Annotated in this window: 12 protein-coding genes; 6 read left to right on the top strand and 6 right to left on the bottom strand. The window is 66.4% G+C overall.

Annotated features, from left to right (window positions below; translation table 11 throughout):
• Positions 1-29 precede the first annotated feature (29 nt).
• Positions 30-3,557 carry a S41 family peptidase gene (locus FBY30_RS19160; RefSeq protein WP_142134285.1) on the top strand — a complete coding sequence of 1,176 codons (3,528 nt, stop codon included), beginning with the start codon at positions 30-32 and terminating at the stop codon, positions 3,555-3,557.
• Positions 3,558-3,640: 83 nt separating this feature from the next.
• Here the strand turns inward: FBY30_RS19160 and FBY30_RS19155 are convergent, their stop codons facing one another.
• The 5 genes from FBY30_RS19155 to FBY30_RS19135 form a co-directional block, all read right to left on the bottom strand.
• Positions 3,641-4,069, bottom strand: a complete 429-nt coding sequence (locus FBY30_RS19155; RefSeq protein ID WP_142134283.1) for an OsmC family protein — start codon at positions 4,067-4,069, stop codon at positions 3,641-3,643.
• 134 nt (positions 4,070-4,203) lie between these two features.
• Complete coding sequence (locus FBY30_RS19150) at positions 4,204-4,557, bottom strand: hypothetical protein (protein WP_142134281.1); 354 nt, start codon at positions 4,555-4,557, stop codon at positions 4,204-4,206.
• A gap of 159 nt (positions 4,558-4,716) precedes the next feature.
• Positions 4,717-6,480, bottom strand: coding sequence for a 2-oxoglutarate dehydrogenase, E2 component, dihydrolipoamide succinyltransferase (gene sucB / locus FBY30_RS19145; RefSeq protein ID WP_142134279.1), 1,764 nt, complete (start codon positions 6,478-6,480; stop codon positions 4,717-4,719).
• 114 nt (positions 6,481-6,594) lie between these two features.
• Positions 6,595-7,980 (bottom strand): dihydrolipoyl dehydrogenase, encoded by a 1,386-nt coding sequence (lpdA, locus tag FBY30_RS19140; protein ID WP_142134277.1) that lies wholly within the window; start codon positions 7,978-7,980, stop codon positions 6,595-6,597.
• A gap of 254 nt (positions 7,981-8,234) precedes the next feature.
• Positions 8,235-9,758: a leucyl aminopeptidase gene (locus FBY30_RS19135; protein WP_142134275.1), complete on the bottom strand. Its 1,524-nt coding sequence runs from the start codon at positions 9,756-9,758 to the stop codon at positions 8,235-8,237.
• A 255-nt stretch (positions 9,759-10,013) separates the two neighbouring features.
• On the opposite strand from FBY30_RS19135, the gene FBY30_RS19130 reads away from it, so the two are divergent.
• From FBY30_RS19130 to FBY30_RS19115, 4 genes are all read left to right on the top strand, one after another.
• Positions 10,014-10,952, top strand: a complete 939-nt coding sequence (locus tag FBY30_RS19130) for a proteasome assembly chaperone family protein (protein ID WP_142134273.1) — start codon at positions 10,014-10,016, stop codon at positions 10,950-10,952.
• 51 nt (positions 10,953-11,003) lie between these two features.
• Positions 11,004-12,350, top strand: coding sequence for an MFS transporter (locus FBY30_RS19125; protein ID WP_142134271.1), 1,347 nt, complete (start codon positions 11,004-11,006; stop codon positions 12,348-12,350).
• A 123-nt stretch (positions 12,351-12,473) separates the two neighbouring features.
• Complete coding sequence (locus tag FBY30_RS19120; RefSeq protein ID WP_142134269.1) at positions 12,474-13,781, top strand: DUF4192 family protein; 1,308 nt, start codon at positions 12,474-12,476, stop codon at positions 13,779-13,781.
• Positions 13,782-14,110: 329 nt separating this feature from the next.
• Entirely contained in the window at positions 14,111-15,418 is a 1,308-nt protein-coding gene (locus FBY30_RS19115) for an RNA polymerase sigma factor (RefSeq protein ID WP_142134267.1), read from the top strand.
• 190 nt (positions 15,419-15,608) lie between these two features.
• Here the strand turns inward: FBY30_RS19115 and FBY30_RS19110 are convergent, their stop codons facing one another.
• Entirely contained in the window at positions 15,609-15,830 is a 222-nt protein-coding gene (locus FBY30_RS19110; protein ID WP_013600696.1) for a DUF7455 domain-containing protein, read from the bottom strand.
• 256 nt (positions 15,831-16,086) lie between these two features.
• Between FBY30_RS19110 and FBY30_RS19105 the strand changes: the two genes are divergently transcribed.
• Positions 16,087-18,195, top strand: a complete 2,109-nt coding sequence (locus FBY30_RS19105) for a DNA gyrase/topoisomerase IV subunit B (RefSeq protein ID WP_142134265.1) — start codon at positions 16,087-16,089, stop codon at positions 18,193-18,195.
• Positions 18,196-18,270 lie beyond the last annotated feature (75 nt).

The following is an 18,270-nucleotide window of genomic DNA, read 5'->3' as shown; positions in this document are numbered from 1 at the left end:
GCAGGGGAGGGGTTGACTATGATCGAACGATGACCTCTTCGAGCTACTTCCGTTTCCCGCATTTGCACGGCGATCTGGTCACTTTCGTGGCCGAGGACGACGTGTGGATTGCGCCCCTGGACGGCGGCCGTGCCTGGCGCGTCTCGTCACTCCAGCTGCCTGCCCGCAACCCGCGCTTCACCCCGGACGGCAAGCGGCTGGTGTGGACCGTGGTGCAGGGAACGGCTCCGGAGGTTGTGTCGGCAGAGGTCGACGGCGGCGGGTACCGGCAGCTCACGTACTTTGGCCACAGCACCACAAAGGTCAAGGGATTCACCGCCACGGGCGCCGTGGTGGTCACCAGCGCATTCCGCCAGGCTGAAAGCCGGCACACCCACGCCTACAGCGTTCCCCTTGAGGGCGGCTGGGCACAGGAACTTCCCTACGGCCCCGTGGAGTCAGTGGCGTACGGACCCGAAGTAGGCGATGAACGCCCGGTGGTGCTGGCAAGTGTGCTGTCCCGGGAACCGGCATGGTGGAAGCGCTACCGCGGCGGCACGGCCGGGAAGCTGTGGATCGACCGCGACGGCAACGGTGAGTTCGAGCGCCTCCTTCCCGACCTCGACGGCAACCTCACCGACCCGCTTTGGATCGACGGCCGGATCGCCTTCCTGTCCGACCACGAGGGCTACGGCAATCTCTATTCGGTGCTTCCCGATGGAGAAGACCTGCGCCGGCACACCGACCACCAGGACTTCTACGTCCGGCACGCCGCCACCGACGGCAAGCGGGTCATCTTCGAGTCCGCCGGTGAACTCTGGGTACTCCGGGACCTGGATTCGGAAGCGGAAAAGCTGGACATCACCCTCGGCTCCGCCTCCCAGACCAGGCGTCCTGCCCTCCTCGACGCCGTCAAGCACCTGGGCGCCGTGGCCCCTGACACCACAGGCGCCGCCAGCGCGGTGGAATCACACGGGACGATTTCCTGGCTGCGGCACAAGGACGGGCCGTCCCGCATCATTGAGGCCACGCCTGGGGTCCGGGGCCGGCTGCCCAGGCCCCTCGGTGACGGCCGGATCGCCTACATCGCCGACCACGGCGGCGTTGAGGCCATCCACATCAAGGACATTGCCGCGCCCGTCCCGCACACCGCTGCCCAGGTGACGGCACGGAGCGGCAAGGCCGGCACCGCTGCCGCCTCCGAAACCCCCGATTCCCCGCAGCTGGAACAGGCAGGCGCAGAGGGACCGGAAACGGTCAGCCTGCCCCAGCCGGTTCCTGCATCAGGGGCTGCGGTGCTGGCTGGAAGCCCTGCGCATGTTCCCGCGGACGATGAGCAGCAGGCCGATGTTGCGCCCCAGGACACGGCCCCCGCCGCGGAAGCCCAGACGCCGGCGGTGGAGGCCGGCATCAGCGTTCCCACGCCGTCGCGCGCCAGCTCCCTTGAGCCCAGCCCGGACGGCCGGTGGATCGCCCTCGGTACATCCTTCGGCGACGTGTACGTGGTGGATACCCACAGCGGCCACCTCAGCCAGGTGGCCAGCATCGGCGAAGGCAGCATTTCCGAGCTGGCATGGTCGGCGGACTCCCGCTGGCTGGCGTGGTCCGAGCCCGTCACGTCCTTTGGCTCGCGCAGCCGGCTGCGCCTGGCCACGGTGGAGCAGCTCGACGCCGATCCCGTGGACGTCACCGACGGCCGCTTCCGCGATGCCTCACCGGCCTTCACTCCGGACGGCAAGTTCCTTGCGTTCCTCTCCAACCGCAGCTTCGATCCGGTGTACGACGGGCATTCCTTCGACCTCTCCTTCCCCAGCCCCATCAAGCCGTACCTGGTGGCACTTGCGGCTCAGACGCCGTCGCCCTTTGGCCCGTCGGTCGATCCTGCGGGCGCGGAGCAGGAAACGGACGCACAGGGCACGGACAAGGGCGAGGCGGCCGACAGCGACGTACCTGCCGTCCAGGTGGACGCAGAGGGCCTGGCGCACCGTGTGATTGGCGTTCCCGTTCCGCAGGGCAACTACAGCTCGCTGGAAGCCGTTGACGGCGCCCTCCTCTGGCTCGACTCCGTCCTGTCCGGTGTCACCGGCGACGGAAAGGCTAGCCAGGAGGACAAGGACGCCCGCCCCAGCCTGGTCCGTTATGACATCGCCCGGCGCAAGCAGACCACGCTGGTGGATGCCGTGGACAGCTACCGGCTGACCGGGGACCGCAGCAAGGTGGTGCTGGTTTCCGACAAACAGGTGACCGTGGTCCCTTCGGACGCCAAGGCCGACGAGGAATCGGGCAAGCTGGTCAAGGTTGACCTGGGCCGGATCCGCGTCCTGCTGGATCCGCTCAGCGTCTGGGGACAGGCATTTGATGAAGCCTGGCGGCTGCAGCGCGACTTCTTCTGGACCGAGGACATGGCCGGGCAGGACTGGGAATCCATCCACGCCCGCTACCGCCCCATCGTGGAACGGCTGGGTTCCCATGACGACCTGGTGGACCTGCTGTGGGAACTGCACGGCGAGCTGGGGACATCGCACGCCTACGTGCGCCCCGCTGCCGTCACTGAACGCGGCAGCCGCGGACAGGGCCGGCTCGGCGCCGACCTTGCCCACACCGCCAACGGCTGGGAAATCACCCGGATCCTGGCCGGCGAGTCCTCCGATCCGTTGGCCACCTCGCCGCTCACCAGGCCCGGCGTCGGCGCCAAAGCCGGGGACTTCCTGCTGGCCATCGATGGAGTCCCGCTGTCCGAAAGCACCACCCCGGCCATGCAGCTGGTGGGAGCGGCAGGCCGCGCTGTGGAGTTGACCCTCCTCAATGGCCCGGGGCACGGTGGTGCTGAGGGCACCCAGCGCCGCGTCGCCGTCGTGCCCGTTAAGGATGAAGAGCGCCTGCGCTACCAGGAATGGGTTGCCGGCAACCGGCGGACCGTCCGTGAGGCCTCCAACGGCACCTTCGGGTACCTGCACATTCCGGACATGATGGCCAACGGCTGGGCGCAGCTGCACCGGGACCTGGATACCGAGACGGCGCTGGACGGCCTGATCGTGGACGTGCGCCGCAACCGTGGAGGCCACACATCGCAGCTTGTTGCGGAGCTGATCGGCCGCAAGGTCACCGGATGGAGCATGCCGCGCGGGGAGAAGCCGCGCACGTACCCGCATCACGCGCCGAGGGGGCCGGTGATCATCCTGGCGGACGAGTTCGCGGGATCCGACGGCGACATCATCACCCAGGTCTCAAAGCTGAGGGGCATCGGCCCGGTCATCGGCACGCGCACCTGGGGTGGCGTGGTGGGGATCGACAACCGGTTTGCGCTGGCGGACGGCACCGGAGTCACCCAGCCCCGCTATGCCAACTGGTTCAGCGGCGGCGTGGGCTGGAGCGTGGAAAACTACGGCGTCGACCCCGACATCGAGGTGACCTACCCGCCGCACGCCTACGCAGCCGGCCGCGACCCGCAGTTGGAATACGGCATCGGGGCGCTCAAGGAAATGATCCAGGAACTGCCCACCGACCGTCCGCCGGCCCGCTCCGGTTACCGCAAGCTGTTGCCTTCGCCGCTGCCGGACCGCCCGCAGGGACGCTAGGAACAGCAAAGGCCCTGTCCTTCCGGTTCTCCCGGAAGGACAGGGCCTTTTGCGTTGTGCAGGGCCCGGTGGGCCCGGGACTGCTAGGACTGCAGCGTGGCGTCGAGCGTGATCTCGATGCCGGCGAGGGCCTGGGAGACGGGGCAGCCCTTCTTGGCGGCCTCGGCAATGCGCTGGAACTCGTCCTCGGAAATCCCGGGGATGCGGGCGTTGAGGGTCAGGTGGCTGCCGGTGATGCCGGTGCCGGGCTGGAAGCCGACCTCTGACTTGGTGTTGACCTCTTCAGGCGTGAAGCCGGCCTGGCTGAGTTCGTGGCTGAAGGCCATGGAGAAGCAGGCCGAGTGGGCTGCGGCGATGAGCTCTTCCGGGCTGGTCTTGCCGCCGGCAGCTTCGGTGCGCGCCTTCCAGGTGACATCGAAGGTGCCCAGACCCGAGCTGTCCAGGGTGGTGTTGCCCGAGCCCTCGGTCAGGCTTCCGGTCCATACGGTGTGGGCGTTGCGTGTTGTAGCCATGTCTCTCCTCAACGTCGATTCGATCCGGGTCCGGCCGCTGCCGGGCCCACCATTTCCCATCCTAGGGACCAGCCACCTCCGGTGCACGGATTGTCCGCTCTCAGAGGATTATGACCGGCTCCCCGGCACGGACGTTACTGCCAGATGGTGGCGATGGCGATGTTGAGCAGGGCCAGGCCGCCCACCCCGTGGGCGAGTCCGGTGGAGACGGGCTGGCCGTTCTTGACCTTGCGCGAGCCGATGACGGCCAGGACGGCAACGACGACGGCGATGACGAACTTGATGCCCAGCTTGGCGTAGTTGGGGTTCGAGTCCGGCAGGAAGGGCAGGATGCCCATCATGGCGATGCCGGTGAGCAGCTGCAGGAAGGCGCCGTCACGCTGGCGCGGGTGCACGGTGGGCGTCCGCATGGTGGCGATCCAGTAGCCCACGATCATGGCGGCCCCGACGACGTGCAGGAAGACCAGGATGTTGAAGAGAATGTTCATGGCTCCAGCTTAGCCAGTCATTTCTACCGTCTGTAGCAAAGCCACGCGGTGCCCGGGCTGCGGAGCGCAGGCGGGAACTTCGGGTTAAACCACGACGGCGGCCCCGGCTGTGGGGGGTTTCCCACCCGCGCCGGCGCCGCCGTCGTTGGACTTCTTTGGTTACAGTCCCAAGTCCGCCTCGAACGCGCCTTCTTCAAGGCGTGCCTTCAGGGTCTGGAGGAACCGGCCTGCGTCGGCGCCGTCCACCAGGCGGTGGTCGTACGTCAGGGACAGGTACATCATGGAGCGGATGGCGATCGAGTCGTCACCGTTCTCGTCAGCAACAACCACGGGGCGCTTGACGATGGCACCGGTGCCCAGGATGCCCACCTGCGGCTGGTTGATGATCGGGGTGTCGAACAGGGCCCCCACCGAACCGATGTTGGTGATGCTGAAGGTGCCGCCGGACAGTTCGTCCGGGCCGATCTTGCCGTCGCGGGTGCGGGAAGCAACGTCGGCGATCTTGCCGGCCAGTCCGGCAAGGTTCAGGTTGCCGGCGTCCGCGATGACCGGTACAAGGAGGCCCTTGTCCGTGTCGACGGCGATCGCCAGGTGCTCGGCGTTGTGGTAGGTGATCTCCTGCTTTTCCTCGTCGTAGGCAGCGTTGAGCTTGGGGTGCTGCTTGAGGGCCTCGGCAACAGCCTTGGCGATGAAGGGCAGGAAGGTCAGCTTGGTGCCGTTCTGGGCCTGGAACGAGTTCTTGGCACGGGCACGCAGCTTGGCGACCTTGGTCATGTCCACTTCGTGGACCTGGGTCAGCTGGGTGGAGATTTCCAGCGACTCGCGCATGCGCCGGGCGATGACCTGGCGGATGCGGGGAGCCTTCTGGGTGGTGCCACGCAGCGACGAGGCTGCTGCGCCGGATGCAGCCGGGGCAGAGGCGGCAGGGGCTGCTGCCGGAGCCGGAGCGGGAGCAGCCTTGGCCTCGGCTGCGGCGATGACATCCTGCTTGCGGATGCGGCCACCAACACCGGTGCCGGAGAGGCTGGAGATGTCCACACCGTGCTGGTTGGCCAGCTTGCGGACCAGGGGAGTGACGTAACCGGACTCGGATCCGCCGGCCGGCGCTTCCTGGGCTGCCGGAGCGGCGGGAGCCTGCGCGGCGGGAGCCGGGGCAGCCTGGGGTGCAGCCTGTTCAGGAGCCTGCTGGGCAGGAACGGCCTGGGCGGGAGCGGTCTGCGCAGGAGCGGACTCTGCCGGTGCAGGCTTGGGGGCTTCCTGCTGGGGAGCGGCCGGTGCAGCCTGCGGAGCCGCAGCAGCGGGAGCGCCGGAGCCGATGACGGCGAGCACGGAGCCAACCTCGGCGGTTTCGTCCTCATTGACCCGGATTTCCTGCAGGGTGCCGGCAACCGGGGAGGGGATCTCGGTGTCCACCTTGTCGGTGGAGACTTCCAGCAGCGGTTCGTCGACGTCGACGGAATCGCCAATGGCCTTCAGCCAGCGGGTCACGGTGCCTTCGGTGACGCTCTCGCCGAGTGCCGGGAGGGTGACCTCGTGGCTTTCGCCGCCGGCAGCGGGTGCTTCCTGGGCCGGCGCCTCCTGGGCGGGGGCTGCTTCAGCCGGTGCTTCCTGTGCGGGAGCGGCTGCAGGTGCCTCTTCGGCCGGCGCAGCAGCGGGAGCTTCGGCGGGCGCGGAACCGCCGCCGGAGCCGTCGCCGATGCGCACCAGCGGTGCACCTACTTCGGCGGTCTCATCTTCAGCGACCAGGATTTCTTCAATCACGCCAGCTACAGGAGAGGGGATTTCAGTGTCTACTTTGTCGGTGGAGACTTCGAGCAGCGGCTCGTCCACCTCTACCCGGTCACCTACCTGCTTGAGCCAGCGGGTGACGGTTCCTTCGGTGACACTCTCACCGAGGGCGGGCAAGTTAACGGATTCAGACATGTCGTCCCCGTTCTCCTTATTGATCTTTAGTGCGAATGGTTGCTGCCTTGTTGGAAGCCTAGTGCACCCGGTCTGCGCGACCGGGTGCACCGGGCCTGGTAATGCTGGCGAAAATCAGCCGTGGAGCGGCTTGCCGGCCAGCGCCAGGTGGGCTTCGCCGAGGGCTTCGTTCTGGGTGGGGTGTGCGTGCACCAGCTGCGCCACATCCTCCGGGTAGGCTTCCCAGTTCACGATCAGCTGGGCCTCGCCCACCTGCTCGCCCATGCGGGCACCGATCATGTGGACGCCCACCACGGGGCCGTCCTTCTGGCGGACCAGCTTGATCAGGCCCGAGGTGCCAAGGATGGAGCTCTTGCCGTTGCCGGCCAGGTTGTATTCCTGGGTCTGCACCTGGTCCTCGCCGAACTTTTCCTTGGCAGCCTTCTCGGTGTAGCCGACGGTGGCAATCTCGGGTTCGGAGTAGGTGACCTTGGGGATGTTGATGTCCTCGACCACTACAGGCTTCAGGCCGGCAATTTCCTCGGCCACGAAGATGCCCTGCTGGTAGCCGCGGTGGGCCAGCTGCACGCCGGGGACGATGTCACCCACGGCGTAGATGTTGCCCACGCCGGTGTGCAGGCGCTCGTTGGTGATGACGAAGCCGCGGTCGATGGTGACGCCGGCTTCCTCATAGCCCAGGTTGGCCGTGACGGGGCCACGGCCGACGGCGACCAGCAGCAGGTCCGCTTCGAAGGTCTTGCCGTCCACCAGGGTGACCTTGACGCCGTCGTCGTTCTGCTCGACGCCCTGGAAGAAAACGCCGGTGGAGAACTTGATGCCGCGCTTCTTGAAGGCACGCTCGAAGTTCTTGATGATCGTGGCGTCCTCGTTGGGAACGAGGGAGGGCAGGCCTTCGACGATGGTCACGTCCACGCCGAACGACTTCCAGACCGAGGCGAACTCGACGCCGATGACGCCGCCGCCCAGGATGATGGCGCTCTTGGGGATGGTGTCCATGGTGAGGGCCTGGTCGGAGGTGATGACCTTGCCGCCGATTTCCAGGCCGGGAAGGGTGCGCGAGTAGGATCCGGTGGCCAGGACGATGTTCTTGCCCTTGTAGGCGGTGCCGTTCACCACGATGGTGTCGGTGCCCTGCAGCTTGCCTTCACCCTCGATGACGGTGATGCCCTTCTTGGACTTGATCAGACCCTGCAGGCCCTTGTACTTGCCGGCGATGATGCCGTCCTTGTACGCGTTGACGGCGTTGATGTCGATGCCGTCGAGGGTGACGTTCACGCCGTACTTGGCGGAGTCACGGGCGTGGTCGGCCAGCTCTGCGGAGTGCAGCAGGGCCTTGGTGGGGATGCAGCCGTTGTGGAGGCAGGTACCGCCCAGCTTGGCCTTCTCCACGAGGCCGACGGTGAGGCCGAGCTGTACCGCACGCAGCGCTGCAGCGTACCCGCCGCTGCCGCCACCGAGTACCAGGATGTCGAATTCTTGCGCAGTTGCCTGATCGGCCACTAAAACGCTCCCTCGCGTGAACGATGACGCGATCAGCGCGCATCATCTGGTCTTGGAACTTGCACTGCCGTGATTATGTCAGCAGGGCAACTCTCTTGCATTTGTGACTACCGTGGTTCACCTTAGCGAACCACCTATCCATGCTCCACCTTGGCACTGCGTTTGTGGAGCGCTTGTGTCCAGTGTCACGCGGCCCTGTGGCACAGGAATCACCTGCGCCGCAGGGCCGCGTGGCACCGGGCCGGCAACCGTTGCTAAGCCGCGGCCAGGATGTCCTCCACGTAGGCAACCAGGGTGCGGACAGTGCAGCCGGTGCCCTGTTTGTGTGTGTAGCCGTACGGACTGCCGTTATTGAAGGACGGTCCTGCAATATCGATGTGCGCCCAGGGGATCTGTTCGCCCGACTTGTCCTTACCCACGAACTCGCGCAGGAACACGGCCGCGGTCATCATTCCGCCGTGCCGTTCGCCGATGTTGGCCAGGTCGGCCACCTGGGAGTCCAGCGTGGGGCGCAGTTCCTCCGGCAGGGGCATGGGCCAGACCAGCTCGCCGGCGCGGTCCGCCGCGGCCTTGAGCGCGCCCGTGACGCTGTCCGAGCCCATGACTCCGGCGGTACGGTTGCCCAGGGCGATCAGCTGCGCACCTGTGAGGGTTGCGACGTCGATGATGGCGTCCGGGTATTCGCGGCTGGCGGCGACGATGCCGTCCGCCATGACCAGGCGTCCCTCGGCGTCGGTGTTGAGGACCTCCACGGTCTTGCCGCCGAACATGGTCAGGACGTCGGCAGGGCGCGATGCTCCGCCGCCGGGCATATTCTCCGCGATGCAGAGCCAGGCGGTCGCCTTGACCGGCAGACCCAGGCCGGCGAGGGCCAGGACAGTGTTAAGTACGACGGCGGCACCGGCCATGTCGCTTTTCATGTCGCCCATGTTGAGGGCCGGCTTGAGGGAGATTCCGCCGGTGTCAAAGGTGATCCCCTTGCCCACGAGGGCAACCTTGGCGGTGGCCTTGGCGGGGGAGTATTCGACCTTAACCAGCCGCGGCTGCCGGGCGGAGCCCTTGCCCACGCCCATGATGCCGCCGAAGCCTTCCTTTTCAAGGCGCTTCTCGTCCCAGACCGTGACCTTGACGGGCAGGCCCTTGGCCAGGTCCTTGGCAGCCTCAGCGAACGATTCGGGGTAAAGGTGGCTCGGCGGGGTGTTGACCAGGGACCGGGTGGCGTTGACGGCCTTGGCTACCAGCCCGGCCCGCTTGAGTGCCGCTTCCAGCTCCGGGGTGCCGGCCAGTTCGGTGAAGATGACGGCGTTGCGCACCGGGTCCTTGAGTCCATCGGAGGAGGAGCGGAACTCGGTGAAGGAGTAGGCGCCCAGGGCGGCACCCTCGGCGACGGCCGCGACGTCCTGTACCGTCGCCGTCGGGAATGCCAGGGTGACCGTGGCCAGGCCGGCCAGCTGCCGGACGGCCGATCCTGCTGCCCGGCGCAGCGACTCGCCCGTGAGCGGCCCGGTGGCGGGAACCTTGCCGACGCCGGCCAGGACCAGGATGCCGGCCCCGGTTTCGGGCAGGCCCGGCAGGCGGACCAGCTGGTCGGCGGCGCCGGTTACGCCCAGCGCCTTGAGTGAGTCCCCGAGGGCCTCCGCGGACTTCGCCGTCAGGGGGTTGTCCAACAGGACCGGCCCGTCGGTTCCCTGGCCCACCCCGATGACCACTGCATCACTGGGGTTCTTCTTCAGGTCCCGCGCGACGGTACTAAGGTTGACTTCAGTATTCTTGACCACAGGGATGAGTCCTCAATTCTCGAAACGTTCGGGCAGGGATGCATGTTGGGCGCTCTGCCATGGTGGCCCGGATCCGGCCGTTCTGGACGGTCCCCGGGTGCGTGCAAGCCCGCCTGGCAGGCCAGTTCCGATCGTAGCCCTTCGCCGGCGCCGCAGGAGAATTTCCTGAGAGGTGCGCCACACCGGCCGATGGAATGCCCGGTAGCCCTGCCGCGTTATGAATGATGTCCACCCGCACCCTGAAAGGAACATGCCGTGCTTGAACGGATTTCCGGCTCCCTGCTGGACCCCGACGCGCTTTATGCCAGCAACATTGAGCTGTTCCACAGCCCCGAGCTCCAGGGGCTGAACCTGGTGATGGGTTTCACCGGGTTTGCCGATGCCGGCCACGTGGTGAAGCAGATCAACGCAGAACTGCTGGACTCCCTCGATGCCCAGCCAGTTGCGGTCTTTGATGCCGACCAACTGATCGACTACCGGTCACGGCGACCGCACCTGAGCTTCGTCGAAGACCACATCCAGGATTACCAGGAGCCCCGGTTGGCGCTCTACCGGCTGGTGGACGGGCTGGGGAAGCCGTTCCTCCTCCTGGCCGGCTTCGAACCGGACCTGCAGTGGGAACGGTTCGCCCGCGCGGTGGTGAACATCGTGGAGAAGCTGGACGTCAACCTCGTCACCTGGATCCACTCCATTCCCATGCCCGTGCCCCATACCCGTCCCGTCGGGGTGACGGTACATGGGAACCGGCCGGAGCTGATCGAAGGCATCTCGGTGTGGAAGCCCACCGTTGAGGTTCCTGCCGCCGTCGGCCACATCCTGGAACTGCGACTCGTGGAAGCCGGACGCAACGTGGCCGGCTACGTCATCCACGTGCCCCATTACCTCGCCGAGGCCGAGTACCCCACCGCCGCCGTCGCCGGGCTGGAATACCTCGGTGCCGCCACCTCCCTGATGCTGCCCACCGACCGGCTCCGCGAATCGGGCCGTGAGGTCAGCCGCCAGATCGCCGAGCAGATTGAAGCGTCGGAGGAAGTCCAGCAGGTGGTGTCCCGCCTCGAAACCCGGTACGACGAGAAGGCCGACGGCATCGTGCGAAGGTCTCTTCTGGCCAACGAGAACGATGAGCTTCCGGACGCCGATGACCTGGGCGCCGCCGTGGAGGCTTACCTGGCCAGGGAAAACCCGGGGCAGTAGCGCTGGTCACAACGCCCGGGAAAGCGGCGTCCCGCCGGGCATAATGAAGTGGTGACTGCACCCCGCGCCTGGCTTATCTGGACCATTGGAATTTTCGGGTACCTGGTGGCCGTCGCACAGCGGACCTCGTTCGGCGTGGTGGGCCTCGAGGCTACCGAACGCTTCCACGCCACGGCGTCGGCCATCTCCTTCTTCACGGTCCTGCAGCTGCTGGTCTACGCGGGACTCCAGATTCCCGTGGGCCTGCTGGTGGACAGGCTTGGTTCGCGCGTCATGATCGCCGGCGGTGCGGTCCTGATGGGGCTGGGGCAGCTGCAGTTGGCGTTTGCCGACAGCATCCCCGGGGGAGTCCTGGGCCGCGTCCTGGTGGGTGCCGGCGATGCGATGACCTTCATTTCGGTCATTCGGCTCATCCCGCTCTGGTTCGCCCCTGCCCGTGTCCCGCTCGTCACCCAGCTCACCGGCATGTCAGGCCAGCTGGGGCAGCTGTTCAGCGTCCTGCCCTTCGCAACGGTCCTGCACCTGTCCGGCTGGACCCCCGCTTTCCTGATGCTGGCAGGAATGTCCGGACTCGCCGTCGTACTGGTCGTCCTGCTGCTGCAGGATGCTCCCCCTGGCACCGAGCGGCCGCACGCCCGGCAGGGGCTTCGGGCAACCGGCGCCTCGCTGGCCCGTGCCTGGAGCCAACCCGGTACGCGGCTGGGAATGTGGAGCCATTTCACCATCCAGTTCAGCGGAACGGTCTTTGCTATGACATGGGGCTACCCGTTCCTGATTTCCGGGCAGGGCCTGGACGCAGGCACTGTTGCCGCCCTGATGGCGCTTTATGTCGCCGCGGCCATGGCAGCGGGCCCCTTCATTGGGCGTTTCGTTTCCCGCCATCCACTGCGCCGCTCCACCATGGTGCTGTTGATCGCCGGTGCCACTGCCGCAGCATGGGCCGCGGTACTGCTGCTGCCGGGGCGGGCGCCGCTGTGGCTGCTGGCGGGACTGGTGGTGGTGCTGGCCATCGGTGGTCCCGGTTCCATGATCGGCTTCGACTTCGCCCGGACCTTCAACCCGGCGCACCGGATCGGCACTGCCACCGGGATCGTGAACGTTGGCGGCTTCATCGCTGCCCTGGTGTCCATCTTCCTGATCGGCCTGGTGCTCGATGTCCTCTACGCCTCCGGGTTCTCGCAGGGGGTGCTGTACGGTTTGGATCCGTTCCGGCTGGCCCTGAGCGTCCAGTTCCTGCTCCTGGCCCTCGGCGCCGCCGCCATCGTGGCCTCGCGGCGGAAAGTGCGCCGGCAGATGGCGGAGCAGGGGATTGTGGTGCCGCCGCTGCGCAGCGCCCTGGCCCGGCAGCGCCGGGAAAGCCTGGCGCGCCGCCGCCAGCCCGCGCGCACCGACGACTGAGGCGTTCCCGTTCCTTCCTTTGCCACCGTTCCGCCTTTTGTCACTGTTCCTCCACCGGGCCGTTTGCCCACATAGCTGAACTTGCCCCTGCCCGCGGCAATGCCGGCGGCGAAAGCTGGAGCCATGACAGCTCCAGAACGATTAACAGTCCGCGGGCCGGAAGACATTCTTGGCTTCATCCCACACAGCTTGGGGTACTGGCCGGCATCCAGCCTGGTGGCCATGACCCTCCACGGCACCTCGCTTGGTGCCACGCTGCGGCTTGACCTTCCGGCACCTGACGGGCAGGGCGATCCTTTCGGGTTTGCCGGTGCCGTCCGCCGCTACCTTGAGTCGGACCAGGATGCCGACGGCTCGCTGCTGGCCGTCTTCACCAGTGATGCCGGAATGGTCCCGCCGAGCGCTTACGACCTCCTGATCTCCACAGTGCAGTGTTCCCTGGAACAGGCCGGGATGCCGGTCCGTGCTGCCTGGTTTGTGGGCGATGACTATTGGCGGGACGCCCTGTGCAGTGATGGTTCGTGTTGCCCGCTTCCGGGGCGTCCCGTGCAGGAGATACGGGACAGCATGCTTAACGCTGAAATGGTCTACCGGGGGAGCAGTGTCGGGCCCGCACCAAGGACCGGCAGTGTGCCGGAAGCGCCGGTCCCTGCCATGCACCTGGCCGCGGTCCTTGAAGCACAGGCCAGCTGGGAAGAGGAGTTGGGCGGGCGGTTCCGAAGCCGTGCACAGTTCAAGGCCGTGCTCGGCTTTTGGCAGATGCTGCTTGACCGGGCCTCGGTGGACGCCGGGGTGCCTGATATCGAAAGGGATGCCTTTCTTCGTGCCACGCTCCTGGTCCCCACGTGGCGGGACGCCGTAATGGTGATGGCCGCCGCGGGCAGGAATGCTGCGGAAGCCGGCGCCGAACGTTTCAACGTCTTTCAGGAAGGGGACGACGGGGACGGCGCCGATGAGTCCGTGGTGGTGCTGCCGCTGCTGCTCCCGCCGGCCGAATTCCCCCTCAGTGCCTCGCCGGTGGGCACACCCGGGACGGACATGGCAGGAAGAGGGGCAGCTGCCCTTCGGCCGCCGCGCCGGACCGTGGCCCGCTCCGGGTCCGTCCCAGCCGGCTACGGCGAGGTGCTCATGGGCCTTGCGCCCAGCGTCCCCGACTGGGCACGCCTGGAAGCGCTGGAGCGGGTCCTCGGGCAATTGGCTGTGCCGGGAGGGCAGGCCGCCGCCGCGGCGCTGACCATACGCGGCTGGGTGGCATGGTGCCGGGGCCGCGGTTCCTACGCTGCCGCCTACCTGCAGCAGGCCCTCGAGCTGGAGCCGGAATACCGGCTCGCGGAACTTCTGCTGGATCTCGTGGGCAGCGGAACACTCTGTGGCTGGGCGGCCCGCAAGGAGGCCGCCTGGCAGAAGTTCGGGGAGGACACTGCCGGGTGAAAGTGGCAGCTGTGGGGCGCGGCCGGTCAGCGTCAGGAGCGGGAAATGCCGGCCGGCATGGGCAAGACCTCCAGCAGATGGCGGGACCGGATCGAAGCAGGGAGGCCGGATTCGGCCAAATCATGAGACAATGGATGCCGAGACCCGGTTGGGTCCGTGTATCGAGTGCTTGTAGCGGTCCCTTCCAGGGAACAATACAGCTGCTCCGGGAGTTGTCTTAAGTGACTCTGCCGGCCGTGGTGGCGCTTGGTTTTCATCACGGACTTGACAGGGTCATAGTGGTGTTGCCCGTATGGTGATTCCACAGACCACCGCTAGAAAGGTTTTCTGTGACCCCGTCTTCCACGAAGAAGGATTCCGCCGCCCAGGATGTCTTGTCCCCTGAGGAGAAGCAGGCCGCGACCAATGCCAAGCGGGCAGCTACGCGGGCAGCCAACAAGGCTTCGGCCGGCGCGGCTCCAGCGGACGGCAAGCGCGAGCCCAAGAAGCGTGGGCCCAAGCCTGGCGCCAAGGCTGCAGCAGAGGCTGCAGGAAAGTCCGCCGTTGACGCGGACGAGGTTGAGGACGCTGAGGAAGACCTCGACGTCCTCGAAGGGCCGGACGCAGTAGAGGATGCCGATACCGACGCCGATCCCGTCAAGGGCGCAGTGGGCAGCGGCAAGGGTTTCGTCTACTCCGACGCAGATGATGACGATGCCCCCGTGCAGCAGGTCATGTCTGCCGGCGCCACGGCCGACCCCGTCAAGGACTATTTGAAGCAGATCGGTAAGGTGGCACTGCTCAACGCCGAGCAGGAAGTCGACCTTGCGCTGCGGATCGAAGCCGGGCTGTTCGCCGAGGAAAAGATCGCCGCCGACGACGGCTCCATGGATCCGAAGTACAAGCGCGAACTCGAATTCATCATCCACGACGGCAAGCGCGCCAAGAACCACCTGCTGGAAGCCAACCTCCGCCTGGTGGTCTCACTGGCCAAGCGCTACACCGGCCGCGGCATGCTGTTCCTGGACCTGATCCAGGAAGGCAACCTGGGCCTGATCCGCGCCGTGGAGAAGTTCGACTACACCAAGGGCTTCAAGTTCTCCACCTACGCCACCTGGTGGATCCGCCAGGCGATCACCCGCGCCATGGCCGACCAGGCCCGCACCATCCGTATCCCGGTGCACATGGTTGAAGTCATCAACAAGCTGGCACGTGTCCAGCGCCAGATGCTGCAGGACCTGGGCCGCGAACCCACGCCTGAGGAACTGGCACTTGAGCTGGACATGACCCCCGAAAAGGTGGTCGAGGTCCAGAAGTACGGCCGTGAACCCATTTCGCTGCACACGCCCCTCGGCGAGGACGGCGATTCAGAGTTCGGTGACCTGATCGAGGACTCCGAGGCTGTTGTTCCGGCTGACGCCGTGAGCTTCACCCTCCTGCAGGAGCAGCTGCACTCCGTTCTGGACACCCTCTCCGAACGTGAGGCCGGCGTGGTTGCCATGCGGTTCGGCCTCACTGACGGACAGCCGAAGACTTTAGACGAAATCGGCAAGGTCTATGGCGTCACCCGCGAGCGGATCCGCCAGATCGAATCAAAGACCATGTCCAAGCTTCGCCACCCCTCCAGGTCGCAGGTCCTGCGGGACTACCTGGACTAGGTCCACGGGACGAAGTAACCGTACGAACCTCCAGGGGCCGTGCCGGACCCACCTTCGGGTGGGTCCGGCACGGCCCCTGCTTTTGTGCTGCATTTCCACCGTAGGGTTTCGGGTGGCGTGCCGTTAAACGCCTGCGGGGCCCTTCCGTTGTGGAAGGGCCCCGCAGGGTTCGTTGTTACCGATGCCTCATCTAGTCGATTTCCACGGCAGCTTTCTCGTGAAGCTTTCCCGTCTCATCGTGCCAGTCGGAGCTCAAGGGCTTGAGCGTTGCCTCGACTGCACGGGCGTGGTGGCCGCAGAACAGCAGCTCACCGCCGGAGGACTCGAGTACAACCCGCACATACGCCTGGGCTCCGCAACGGTCGCACCGGTCGAGTGCGTTGAGTGTGCGGTCTGCCACTGCTGTTGTCATGTCGGCCTCCTTAGTAGATCAGTACATCTATATAACCAGCATTCGTATCCAAACCATCGCAAGGATGGGGCAAGTTCGCTGTGCGCGTATCCGCAAGGTTCAGTCAAGAAAGACCAAGTTTCGCCCGTCACGGGCGGTGGTGGCACGCCGCACAGCCGCTGGCGGGTGTGGCAAACGGCTCCAGCCGCCGCTGCCCACTACCCTAGAAGGTGCGGTCCCAGCGCCGCATCCACGTCCCTGAAGGAGTTCTTTACCAGTGGCACCAAGCTCTGAGTACACCGCCCGGCACCTTTCCGTCCTGGAAGGCCTCGAAGCCGTCCGCAAACGCCCGGGCATGTACATCGGCTCAACCGACTCGCGCGGCCTTATGCACTGCCTCTGGGAAATCATCGACAACTCCGTGGACGAGGCCCTGGCCGGATTCGGCCACGACATCCGCATCATCCTCCATGCGGACAACTCCGTGGAGATCCACGACGACGGCCGCGGCATCCCGATCGACAAGGAGCCCAAGACAGGTCTTACCGGCGTTGAGGTGGTCTTCACCAAGCTGCACGCGGGCGGCAAGTTTGGCGGCGGTTCCTACACCGCCTCGGGAGGCCTCCACGGCGTGGGCGCCTCGGTGGTCAATGCCCTGTCCTCGCGCCTGGACGTCGAGGTGGACCGCGGCGGCAAGACCTACAGGATGTCCTTCCGCCGGGGTGAACCCGGGCGCTTCAAGGACACCGGTTCCCGGCTGGACCCGGCCGCGCCGTTCACGCCGTTCGTCAACGACTCCGTCCTGGACGTGGTGGGCAAGGCCAAGCGCGGTGTCACCGGCACCAGGATCCGCTACTGGGCGGACCGGCAGATCTTCACCCCCGATGCCAAGTTCTCCTACGAGGACCTCGTGGCCCGCGCCCGCCAGACCTCCTTCCTGGTGCCCGGCCTCAAGCTCACCGTGCGGGATGAGCGCAGGCTCGCCGGGACGCCCGGGGAAGCCGGTCCCCACGAGGAGGTCTTCCACCACGACGGCGGCATTTCCGAGTTCGTCGAGTTCCTCGCCGCCGATCCTGCCGTCACCGATGTGTGGCGGCTGCACGGCTCAGGGAAGTTCAAGGAGACCGTCCCGGTCCTCGACGAACGCGGCCACAGCCAGCTGGCCGAAGTTGAGCGTGACTGCGAGGTGGACGTGGCGCTGCGCTGGGGCATCGGCTACGACAGCACCGTGCGGAGCTTCGTGAACATCATTGCCACCCCTAAGGGCGGCACCCACCAATCGGGGTTTGAACAGGCGCTGATCAAGACCTTCCGCAAGGCGGTTGAGGCCAACGCCCGCAAACTGAAGGCCGGCAACGACAAGATCGAAAAGGATGACATCTTCGCCGGTCTGACGGCGGTGCTGACAGTGCGCCTGGCTGAACCGCAGTTCGAGGGCCAGACCAAGGAGATCCTGGGCACCAGCGCCGTCCGCGCCATCGTGGCCCGCGTGGTGGAGAAGGAGATCTCCGCCAAGCTGTCTGCCAGCAACCGCAATGACAAGGCCCAGTCCGCGTTGTTGCTGGAAAAGATCGTCAACGAGATGAAGTCCCGCATCTCGGCGCGCGTGCACAAGGAGACCCAACGGCGCAAGAATGCGCTGGAAACCTCCTCGATGCCCACCAAGCTCGCCGACTGCCGGACGGACGACGTCGAACGTTCCGAACTGTTCATCGTGGAAGGTGACTCCGCGCTGGGCACTGCCAAGCTGGCCCGCTCCTCAGACTTCCAGGCCCTGCTGCCCATCCGCGGCAAGATCCTCAACGTTCAGAAGGCATCGGTGGGGGATATGCTCTCCAACGCCGAATGTGCAGCCCTCATCCAGGTGGTGGGTGCCGGCTCCGGCCGCAGCTTCGATATCAGCGCCGCCCGCTATGGCAAGGTGATCCTGATGACGGACGCCGACGTTGACGGCGCCCACATCCGGACCCTGCTGCTGACCCTTTTCTTCCGCTACATGCGGCCAATGATCCTCGAAGGCCGGGTGTTCGCCGCGGTGCCCCCGCTGCACCGCGTGGAGGTGATCAACGCCGGCCAAAAGGCCAACGAGATGATCTACACCTACTCCGAAGCCGAGCTGCACGTGCTGCTGGCCCGCCTGGCCAAGGAAGGCAAGCGCTACAAGGAACCGATCCAGCGGTACAAGGGCCTGGGGGAGATGGACGCCGAGCAGCTGGCGGAGACCACCATGGACCCGCGGCACCGCACCTTGCGCAAGGTGGGGATCGAAAACGCGCAGCAGGCTGAGGAGATTTTCGACCTGCTGATGGGCTCGGACGTCTCCCCGCGCAAGGATTTCATTATCGCCGGCGCCTCCAGCCTGGACCGGGAGCGCATCGACGCCTGACGGTGGCGGGCTGCCCGTGAATCGGGCAGCCGGCCGCCGGGGTCCGGCCGGCCCGGGAAACAGGGCGGCAGGCCC

The sequence above is a fragment of the Arthrobacter sp. SLBN-83 genome (genome assembly GCF_006715285.1).
Taxonomy (GTDB): domain Bacteria; phylum Actinomycetota; class Actinomycetes; order Actinomycetales; family Micrococcaceae; genus Arthrobacter.
This window is presented reverse-complemented; position numbering and strand designations above follow the sequence as displayed.